This is a genomic window from Collinsella sp. 1033st1_E11_1033SCRN_220408, from assembly GCF_039062465.1.
GTDB lineage: Bacteria > Actinomycetota > Coriobacteriia > Coriobacteriales > Atopobiaceae > Parolsenella.
In genome coordinates this window covers 369,705-379,739 of record NZ_JBCLNF010000002.1, presented here as the reverse complement: position 1 = coordinate 379,739, position 10,035 = coordinate 369,705, and the positions used below count along the sequence as shown (strand labels likewise).

The window sequence follows — 10,035 nt, the reverse complement described above, 5'->3', positions numbered from 1 at the left end:
GAGTTCCGAAGCCAGTCCTTGATGGCGGTTTAGTCGCGCGTTTTAATTAACCCGTCCAAGATTCGGGGCGCAGTTCACTCAGCGAACGTCGGGCACCTTTCTTTATGGCCTCGCTAAGGCATTAATGACCAAACTGGAGTTGTCTTGGGACCACAGGAAACCCCACGCAACGCCACAAGCCTAAAGCTGTTCGTATGCCTTTTTCACTAGCTCGCCCATAAGCTGCCTACGTCTGCTAAGGAATTCCTCGTAGTCAAGGTCTTCAAAACCGAAAGGCAAGGCATGCTCCTCGCAGTTGCGACGATACTCGTCCTCCCCCAGCGCGCCGCGGTACTTCTTGACGTACTCGCTCGGGGTATCGTCTGAGATATAGATATTGTTCTGGTAGTCCACGAGGGTAAAGTTGCCTCGGTTGCTCCGCTGCGAGAGGTAACCCTTGGACTTCAGGTAGTTGTCCGGGAACAGGTGATGCTTTTCCAATGCCTTCTTTGAGCCCGATGAGCCTGTAAGAAGGAGCTGGGACAACGGAGCCGTGCTGAACAAAGCCTTGGCACCAAGCACGACCTGTGCCGCGACGAAACCCCACCAGGTCGGGCCCGTCGCCTCGTTGGCATCGAGAGCATTGGGCAGGGTGATAGAGAAATAGTCGTCCGTCATAATGGCAGCGAGCCTGCGGTCGAAATACGCCTGGTACTCTTCAGCGCTCCCGAGTCGCAAGACGTCGTTGAGTTGCTGTTCAAACTCGGATTCGAAGGATCCAACATAGAGCCCCGTGATGGCAGCGGCGAAATACCAACGGCGCACGAGTCTGCGCACAGCAAGCGGCTCCATATTGAACTCGTAACGTCCGATAAGGTAGAACGCGTAGCAGAACATAAGCGCGTTACCCGATCCAACCTGTTCCGAGCAGACGTAACCCGACTCCGCAAGCGTGTTAATAAACGCGTGCCAGTTGTTCAAGTCAAGAACGAGATCGAGGGCTTGCCCAAATGTGGCGAAATTCTCGGCTCGCGTCTCCGGTGTGGTCTCCTTTGTCTTGAGGTCTCTGCCTCTAAGAATCTGGTAGGCGTAGCGCAGACGGCCTCTCTTAAAGCCCACGCCGACCGTCGCGCGAATGATATGCGTCGGCGAGACGGTCATGAGCGGGTTATACGAGGTGCCCTTCGCGGGCGCATGGCTCATGGCGCAGAACTCTTCGATACGTCCCCTCATGGCGGGCTCGTAGACCGACAACAGGGTCATAATGAAGTCATCCTGCTTGAGGGCCTGTCCCTGCGAATTTACGCGCACGAAGATATCCGAGACGGTCTCCTCGTCGGCAGACTCGGATATCTCCAGTGTCGGTAGCAAGTAGCGCTCAAGGCCAAGCAGCGCGTTAAGTCCACTCTCGACGGCATCCTCACCATCGTCATCAAGCTCAGGCTCGCCTTTTTTGACATTCGACTCATTCAGACGCCTGATGAACGCCCTGCGATAGGCACTCAGCCTGTTATCGTGGTTCGCCCCAAAAGTTTCAGACACGTCGGGCACGAAACGCGCATCCTTCTCGGTCGAAGCATCAGCATTCTTGAAGATGCGAGCAATAGGGTCATAGGCGATTCTTACCGTACGTTCCTTGAAATTCTTGTCGCGCACGGGCACACCATACAGCGAGCTAAGAAGGGCGGTAAGTCTCTGTTGCCCGTCGATGACGAGGGACTTCGGAACGGTGTAGGTCTTCTGATTCGACCCTATGACAGATTTCTTTCCAGCGTCATCGCTCGGAGAGTCCCACAACATCACATAACCGATGGGATATCCCCGAAGCATGGAATCGAGAAGGTCACGGACCTTGTCGTTGCCCCATACAAAGGGTCGTTGCAAGTCAGGCAGGCCAATCTTACCCGTCTGCACGTCTTTCAGCAGGTTGCCGACCTCTAGCGATATGGGGTTATAGATGGAATTCGACACCGTCACTCACCGAGCCTCTCAGCGTACAGGTTGAAGAGATGGCCGCGGGCCTCGCGCTCGAAGCCAAAGAAGCTATCTATGGTGTTGGACGGAACGCCCAAGACGTTGATTAGCAGGTCTACCCAGAACTTCTGCGTGTCCTGCTGCTCGTTATTGGAGCCCGTGGGAATGGCCGAGAGGCGTTTCTGCCATCGCTTAACGAACTCCTTGGCCTCCTTTTTGTTTACAGACATGTCGGACCTCCAACATCGTTTCCGGTCTCGAATCATTTTAAGGGCTAAACTCGGAATGGTTTTGATTCGTTTATTGTCTCGTTCGACAACTTGTCCCAAGCACACAGAAACAGGCCAGGGACTCGATACCCCTGGCCTGTTGAATGTCTGGTGCCCCCGGGCCGATTCGAACGGCCGACACCCGCTTTAGGAGAGCGGTGCTCTATCCCCTGAGCTACGAAGGCAGACTATATCCCGCCATTGGCGGCGCTCGCACTAATGCGAACGGAAGAATATTCTACAGCTCTCGGACCCTTCGGTCTATCGAGCTGATGAGGAACACAAACTACTTGCCAGACTTCTTCTCGGCGCGACGCTTTTCCTCGGCCTCGTAGATTTCCTCCATGAGGGCGTGACGCTTCTTGTCGCTCATGCTGGAGATCTTGTGCTCGGCAGTCCTGCGGAGCGGACGAATCATCTTAAACTCCCACACGATCGTCGTGATGATGAACGCATAGGCGAGGAAGAGAAACACGACGGAGGCAATACCGCCGATAGTGCCGAGCTTGAAGATGTTCTCACCAGCGGGCGAGTCGATGTAGCCGCAGCCGAACGAGAGGGCGACGCACACGACGCCGATGGCCATGAAGATCCACCACGTACGACGATACTTCCTGTACAGCGGATCGAGCTTCATGACGGAGTCGACGAGACCCTCAACGAAGCGCTCCTCTTCGCGCTCGGCGTTACGCTGAGCCTTCTTCTCCTCCTTCGTCATGCCGACGGTGGAGGTGGAGCCGTCGAGGTTCTTGTGCTGCTTCACGACGCGCACGGAACCGGCAGCCTCACGAGCGGGCTTGGCGGAGCTAGGCGACTTGCGGGCCATGCCTGCGGAAGCGGGCTTCTCGGCCTCGGCATCGGCATTAGCGGCACCGGTGCCGATCTTGGACATGTTGCGCTGGTTGAACGGACTACGCTGAGACATTGCTCTCCTTCATGGGGACGAACTTTTCGCCGGTGATAATCTCGTAGGCCTCCTGGTAACGCTCGGAGGCACCGGCGACAACCTCGGCAGGCAGGTGCGGCGGCTCGCCGGTCATATCCCAATTGGCACGGAGCCAATCACGGACGTACTGCTTGTCGAAGCTGGGCTGAACCTTACCGGCCTCATAACCCTCCGCGGGCCAGAAACGGCTGGAGTCGGGCGTGAGGCACTCGTCGATAATCGAGAACTCGCCGTCAATGAAGCCAAACTCGAACTTCGTGTCGGCAATGATGATGCCACGGGTGGCGGCATACGCGGAGGCGGCGTTGTAGATGGCAAGCGTGGCGTCACGAAGCTTGTTGGCGGTATCCTCGCCCACGATCTCGACGCAACGCTCAAACGAGATGTTCTCATCGTGATCACCAATCTCGGCCTTGGTCGAGGGGGTGAAGATGGGCTCGGGGAGCTTGGAGGCCTCGACGAGACCCTCAGGCAGCTTGATGCCGCAAACCGTGCCGTTCTCGTCATAGGTCTTCTTGCCAGAACCGGTGAGGTAGCCGCGGACGATGCTCTCGACGGGAATCGTCGTGGCCTTCTTCACGAGCATGGATCGACCAAGGAGGTAATCGGAGTACTGAGCAAACTCCTCCGGATAATCCGCCGGATCCATCGAGATGATGTGGTTGGGCACGATGTCCGCAAACTTGTTGAACCAGAAAGCAGAGATACGCGTGAGGATCTCGCCCTTGAAGGGAATCTCATCCGGGAGGATGAAATCGTATGCGCTGATACGGTCGCTTGCGACCATCAGCAGGGAGTCCCCGCAATCATAAATGTCGCGAACCTTGCCCTGCGAATCCGGACGAATACCCATGGTCGCCATGAAGCACCGCTTCCTCTCGTAAGAGTTACCGCATTTATCAAACTAATCCATTGTAGAGGAATAGCAGGTGCGCGGCCACATCAAAGCGGGCCTTATGGGCAGTTCCGCGAAGCGGGGAACCATGGGCCGAGCATCGAACCGGCAAGCCGAACGCCCATACAACGACAATAAGCCAGGGCGAAATAGAATGAGCCGCGCAACGCCCCGCATGCCCAATCACCCGCACAGAACTAGCTAACCACAGCGCCCAACGCGCACGATTTACTCGGTCATGCCCTTGTTGGCGTCCTGCTGGTGCCCACGCTCCTGCTCGCGTGGGATGTGGAGGACGAACGTCGTGCCCTTGCCAAGCTCAGACTCGACGCTGATGTAGCCGTGGTGGCGATCGATGATCTCCTTCGTCACGGAGAGGCCGACGCCGAGGCCGCCGCTCGCACGCTCACGGCTCGCGTCTGAGCGCCAGAAGCGGCTGAAGACGCGGGCAAGGTCCTCCTTGGCGATGCCGATGCCGGTGTCGGAAACGGCAATCTTGAGGTCTCGGCCCTCCTGCCCAACGTTCACGACAACCCACCCATTCTCGGGCGTATAGCGCAACGCGTTCGACATCAGGTTGATAAGAGCCTGGCGAATCATGTCTCGATCGCACTCGCAATAGAGCTCGCCACGAGGAGCGTTCGCGTCGAAGCGAAGACGCAGACCGCGGTCATTGAAGAGTTGCTCCTGAGACTCGACCACGGAGCGAACGAGGCCGACCATCTCCGTGCGTTCAGGCCTGAAGGGTGTGGTGCCATTCTCGATACGCGAGAGCGTAAGCATCGCAGAAACCAGACGCGAGAGACGACGAACCTCCGAGGCGACGGTCTCGAGATGTTCTTCGTCGGAGGGAAGGACGCCATCCTGCATAGCCTCGACCGTGGCGAGCATCGCCATGAGAGGCGTGCGCAGCTCGTGGGCAACGTCGCTCGTCAAGCGATGCTCAAGCTTAAGATCGCGCTCGAGAGTCGTCGCCATATCGTCGAAGGTCTCGCCCAGCTGACCAATCTCGTCATCGCCGACAATTCCCGTGCGGGCGGTCAGGTCACCGGAGCGAATCTGGGCAGCCGTCGATGTAATCGACTTCACGGGCTTGGCGAGCTTGCGAGACACAAGGACGCCCATGAGGCAGGCGAGGATCACGGCGACAACGCTCGCCGTGACGACGGCCTTATAGGAGTTGGTGCGGAAGGCGGCGTCACCCTTGGTGAGCAGGGCGTCAGACCCGAAGGCCCAGAGACGGACCGTGCCGATCACGGAACCATCCTCGAGCTTTACCTCGCGCATAACAACGGACTCGGCGTCAGTGGGCGCGAGCGAAACGGCATTGCTGCGTGCCGGCGCGGGCGCGGAAACGGTGGAAGCCTCTTCCTCGACAGAACCAGCAGCGTCAGTGGCGGCGTCAGGTGTTACCGCCGTCTCGTAACTACCGCCCGCCCAGGTATCGTCATACACAACTTTGCCATCAGCATCGAGGACCTGCACGCCGATTTCGCTTGAAATGGACGACGCTTGCACAATGCGATCGACCGCGCTGCCAGAAAGACCGGTCGTGGAATCGTAGTCCTCGGCAAGGCCATCGGCGATGACGGCGGCATAGCGATCCATGTTTGAGCGCGTGTAGTGCATGAACTGGGCTTCCCAATTCACGCCGAGAACGGCGACGAGTATCACGGCCGTCATGGCCGCGATACTCGCAAACATGAGCGTCATACGCGCTCGATATGACATGTGCCGCGACTTGCGATTCGACAGCGTCTTCCACGACGCACGAGCGGAATCGCTCGTGCGCAGGGACTCGGGGATATCATCCTCGCGAGACGCATCCTGACGGATGCGCTTGCCTATGACAAACTTGGCGGGAACCACTGCTTACCGGCTATTTCTCGTCCTTGGCGGCGGGCTCGGGAGCGTCGAAACGGTAACCCACGCCATGGACGGTATAGAGCCAGGTGGGGTTGCGCGGATCGTCGCCGAGCTTGGCGCGAAGGTTCTTGACGTGAGAGTCGATGGTGCGCTCGTAGCCCTCGAAATCATAGCCGAGGACCTTTTCCACGAGCTCCATGCGGCTATAGACCTGGCCTGGATAGCGGGCGAGCGTCACGAGCAGCTTGAACTCAGAAGCCGTGAGGTCAACTTCCTTGCCACGGACGGTCACCTTGTGAGCGGAGATGTTGATTACCAGGTCACCGTAATCGAGGACCTCGACCGTGGGCTCGTTCTCCGTGCGGGCACGACGGAGAAGGGCGCGCACGCGGGCGACGAGCTCGCGCGGCGAGAAGGGCTTGACGAGATAGTCATCAGCACCGAGCTCGAGACCGATGATGCGGTCCTCAACCTGGTCCTTTGCCGTGACCATGATGATGGGCACATCAGACTGGTCGCGAATGGCACGGCAGACTCGCTCGCCCGAGAGCTTGGGGAGCATGAGGTCAAGAACGACGAGGTCAAAACCGTGCTTCTCGAACTCCTCAACGGCAGTTTGGCCGTCACCCACGGCGCGGACCCAATAGCCCTCGCGCTCGAAATAGGCCGCGACGGCCTCGCGGATGTTCTTCTCATCCTCGACAAGCAGGATCTTTTTCGTATCTGAAGCCATGAAGGCCTCCCATCAGCTGTTTGGTGCCCTGGAGGCATATGCGCTCCAGGCATTCCTGGGTTCAGTCTACCCCACAAGAGGGTTTTAGCACACATCGAGTCGGCGGCAGGCGGGTAGGCAAGCCAGACCGGCAGCAACGGACACCGTGCTTCCAAGCTTACAGAGTCCAAGCCCTCACGTTCACAGAGCTGGGATAACCGGTGTCCTCGTCCTTGACGGTGGCGAAGGTCACGAAGGTCGAAGTCGTGCCCATACTTGCCGGATAATCGCCAAAGTCGAGGCATCGGTTGGGGGCCACGAGTGTGGCATACGTTTGGGCGTTCGTATCCACGATAAGGTGCGAGGCGCGGACCTTCACAAGGTAGACGCCGCCCTTGCCCGCAACCACGGATACCGGTTCGCGCGGAAGCGCGATGAACGGGCCATCTCCCGAACCGATATACGTGCCCATCGAACCAAGCAGGCCGGTGCTACCGCCATAGTTCTTCTCAATGGAGAAGACAAACTGTCCCCCCATGTAGACGGCCGAGAGCGGCGCGACAGAGGAGGGCAGGACAAGCTGCGCCACCTGGTTAGACAAGTTGCTCTCGAGCGAATAGGCGGTGATGCCGTAATAGCGCCCCTCGTTCACGCGGACACGCGGGACAAGAACGACGTTGCCATCGGAGACCGACGGAGCGCAACCGAAGCGGCCTTGCGAACGAACGACCTCGTCGGCAGAGCTCGCGCCAGCTTGCCAGACGTAGCAGGAGGAGGGCTCCGACGTGTTGCTTCCGCCTGTTGAAGGCATGACGAGCCAGATCACGTTCTTTCCCGAGCAACACATGAGCGGAGGGTCGTAGTTTGCGTCCGCCTGCCAAAGGGCCGAGGCGGTACCAAGACCGCCATCCGTAAGGGAGGCCGCGAAGAGCTTCCAGTCATGAGTGACGACGTCGAACTCAATCCAGGCATACACGGAGTCCGAGCACTGCGCGTCATAAATGACGTAATTGCCGCCAGCGGTCGCCGCTGACAGGAACACCGTATTGGCGCCACTTGCAATCGAGAATGCACCCGCGGAGGTCATGGCAGCAGGTGAGGTGCCCGGCATGACATAGGGCTTCCATGATCCCTCCGAGGGACGAAGCACACAGCCGAGGGGGAGATTCCAGGAACCAGCCTCCGCGAGCGACGCGGTGCCCGCGCCCTCACTAGCCTCCTGGTATTTTCCCTCAATGTCGCCAGACCCCAAAACGTACGTGGCGGTCCCAGACTCCACGACGATAGGATCGTTCTCATCAGTAGTGTCAGAACCCTTGCAGGACGAAAGCACCGAAATCGCCGCCGCACCGGCAGCGGTTGCAGCGGTCCCGCGGAGAAAGCCGCGACGGGATATGCTCTTGGGCAGGATGGACAAGATGGTCCCCTACGCCTCTCGGGCAGCCTTAGACGCCTCGTGCAGACCAATCGTGAGCTGATCGGCACAGGAGGTCTTGCGCGGACCACAGGTATTACCAGCAAGGATGTTGGAGATCTCCTCGACCGGATGACCGGCAACGAGCTTGGAGATGGCCTTGAGGTTGCCGTTGCAGCCACCCTCGAAAGAAACCTGCTCGATGGTGGAGCCGTCATCGGAAAGCGCGATGTGAATCATGCGGGAGCAGACGCCCTTCGGGCGGAAGTCGTAGGTGAACACGTTCCCCTCCATGTTTCGTCAATTTCTATCAATAGCCCTCCCGCCAGTATCCCCACTGACGGGAGGGTTCACGCGCGAGAATTTCGCAGAGGCCGAGCTTACTCGAAGGACAGCTGCTCGAGGCGGTCGAACACGACGTTGATGCGAGTCAGGAAGTCCCACGGATCGAAGATCTCGTCAAGCTTCTCGTCGCTGACGGTGCAACGCGGGTCAGCCTCGAGGCGCTCCTTGAAGGTCGGACCAGAGACGCAGTCCTGAACCTCATGCCAGGTAGCCATGGCGTTCTCCTGAACAATGGCGTAGGCCTCCTCGCGGGTGATGCCCGTGTCGACGAGGGCGAGTAGCACCTTGGAGGAGAAGATCAGGCCGCGGGTCTTGTTGAGATTGGCCATCATGCGAGCCGGATAGAGCTGCAGGCCGTCAATCACGCGGATGAGGCACTGGAACATGTGGTCGAGCGCGATGAAGGAGTCGGCCTGGGCGACGCGCTCCGCGGAGGAGTGCGAGATGTCGCGCTCGTGCCAGAGGGCGACGTTGTCGAAGGCGACCTGGGCGTTGGACTTGACGATGCGCGAGAGGCCGCAGACCTTCTCCATGGTGATGGGGTTGCGCTTGTGCGGCATGGCGGAGGAACCCTTCTGGCCTTTGCGGAACGGCTCCTCGGCCTCGAGGGTGTCGGTCTTCTGGAGGTTGCGGACTTCGGTCGCGATGCGCTCGCAGGTGGCAGCCGTGGTGGCAAGGACGCCAGCGAGGTAAGCGTGGTGGTCGCGGGAGATGACCTGCGTGGACAGCGGGTCATGAACGAGGCCGAGGTGCTCGCAGACGTACTCCTCGACGAACGGGTCGATGCTGGAATAGGTACCCACAGCACCGGAGATGGCGCCAAAGGCGACGTTCTTGCGGGCGTCGACGAGACGGTCGAGGTCGCGCTTGAGCTCCCAGGCCCAGGAGCCGAACTTCATGCCGAAGGTCATGGGCTCGGCGTGAATGCCGTGGGTGCGGCCGGCGCAGAGGGTGTCGCGCTCCTCGAAGGCACGGCGCTTGCAGATCTCGCCGAGCTTGCGGACGTCCTCGATGATGAGGTCGCAGGCCTGGGTGAGCTGGTAGCAGAGGGCGGTGTCGCCAAGGTCAGAGCTGGTCATGCCATAGTGGACCCAACGGCTGGGCTTGGGAGCGTCAGCTGGGACGTCGGCGTCGATATACTCCTTCATGTTGGTGAGGAAGGCGATGACATCGTGGCGGGTGACCTCCTCGATCTCGTCGACCTTGGCCTTCTCGAAGTTGGCGTGGTCGCGGATCCAGGCGGCCTCGTCCTTGGTGATGCCAATCTTGCCAAGCTCAGCCTGGGCCTCGCAGGCGAGGACCTCGATCTCCTGCCAGATGGCGTACTTGTTCTCAAGCGAGAAGATGTGGCCCATCTCAGGACGGGTATAACGGTCGATCATGCGGCTCCTCCAAGGGTTTGGCCTGCGTCGCGACGCGCGACGAATCTGCACAACTACTTGATTCTACCGCGCGAAGGGCACATGCCGCCAACTGCGCAAAAGAAAGCAGGCTGGAGCGCCCGAGCACTCCGGCCTGCGACTCTGTCTTGGTGCGCCGTCAGGGGATCGAACCCTGGACCTTGGGATTAAAAGTCCCCTGCTCTACCAACTGAGCTAACGGCGCGTCTGCATGATTCTAGCTGATACAGCGGAC

The 10,035-nt window shown here is 59.4% G+C and carries 9 protein-coding genes and 2 tRNA genes; all 11 read right to left on the bottom strand.

Features of this window, described 5'->3' with window-relative positions; all coding sequences use genetic code 11:
- Positions 1-180: 180 nt before the first annotated feature.
- Entirely contained in the window at positions 181-1,950 is a 1,770-nt protein-coding gene (locus ABCN07_RS03675; protein WP_343005410.1) for a DUF262 domain-containing protein, read from the bottom strand.
- 2 nt (positions 1,951-1,952) lie between these two features.
- Positions 1,953-2,183 carry a hypothetical protein gene (locus ABCN07_RS03670; RefSeq protein ID WP_343005409.1) on the bottom strand — a complete coding sequence of 77 codons (231 nt, stop codon included), beginning with the start codon at positions 2,181-2,183 and terminating at the stop codon, positions 1,953-1,955.
- A 148-nt stretch (positions 2,184-2,331) separates the two neighbouring features.
- A tRNA-Arg gene (locus ABCN07_RS03665) sits at positions 2,332-2,407 on the bottom strand.
- A gap of 101 nt (positions 2,408-2,508) precedes the next feature.
- On the bottom strand, positions 2,509-3,147 hold the full coding sequence (locus tag ABCN07_RS03660) for a hypothetical protein (protein ID WP_330029604.1): 639 nt from the start codon (positions 3,145-3,147) through the stop codon (positions 2,509-2,511).
- Entirely contained in the window at positions 3,134-4,030 is an 897-nt protein-coding gene (locus ABCN07_RS03655) for a phosphoribosylaminoimidazolesuccinocarboxamide synthase (protein WP_293814925.1), read from the bottom strand. Before ABCN07_RS03655 ends, ABCN07_RS03660 begins: the two co-directional genes overlap by 14 nt.
- 261 nt (positions 4,031-4,291) lie before the next feature.
- A complete protein-coding gene (locus tag ABCN07_RS03650; protein WP_343005408.1) occupies positions 4,292-5,932 on the bottom strand; it encodes a HAMP domain-containing sensor histidine kinase in 1,641 nt (546 codons plus the stop codon).
- Positions 5,933-5,942: 10 nt separating this feature from the next.
- Positions 5,943-6,662 (bottom strand): response regulator transcription factor, encoded by a 720-nt coding sequence (locus ABCN07_RS03645; RefSeq protein WP_293814923.1) that lies wholly within the window; start codon positions 6,660-6,662, stop codon positions 5,943-5,945.
- Between the two features lie 157 nt (positions 6,663-6,819).
- Positions 6,820-8,058, bottom strand: coding sequence for a twin-arginine translocation signal domain-containing protein (locus ABCN07_RS03640; RefSeq protein WP_343005407.1), 1,239 nt, complete (start codon positions 8,056-8,058; stop codon positions 6,820-6,822).
- 9 nt (positions 8,059-8,067) lie between these two features.
- Complete coding sequence (locus ABCN07_RS03635; RefSeq protein WP_293814920.1) at positions 8,068-8,337, bottom strand: TIGR03905 family TSCPD domain-containing protein; 270 nt, start codon at positions 8,335-8,337, stop codon at positions 8,068-8,070.
- Between the two features lie 98 nt (positions 8,338-8,435).
- Positions 8,436-9,782: an adenylosuccinate lyase gene (gene purB, locus ABCN07_RS03630; RefSeq protein WP_293814918.1), complete on the bottom strand. Its 1,347-nt coding sequence runs from the start codon at positions 9,780-9,782 to the stop codon at positions 8,436-8,438.
- Between the two features lie 147 nt (positions 9,783-9,929).
- Positions 9,930-10,005 (bottom strand) — tRNA-Lys (locus ABCN07_RS03625).
- Positions 10,006-10,035: the final 30 nt, after the last annotated feature.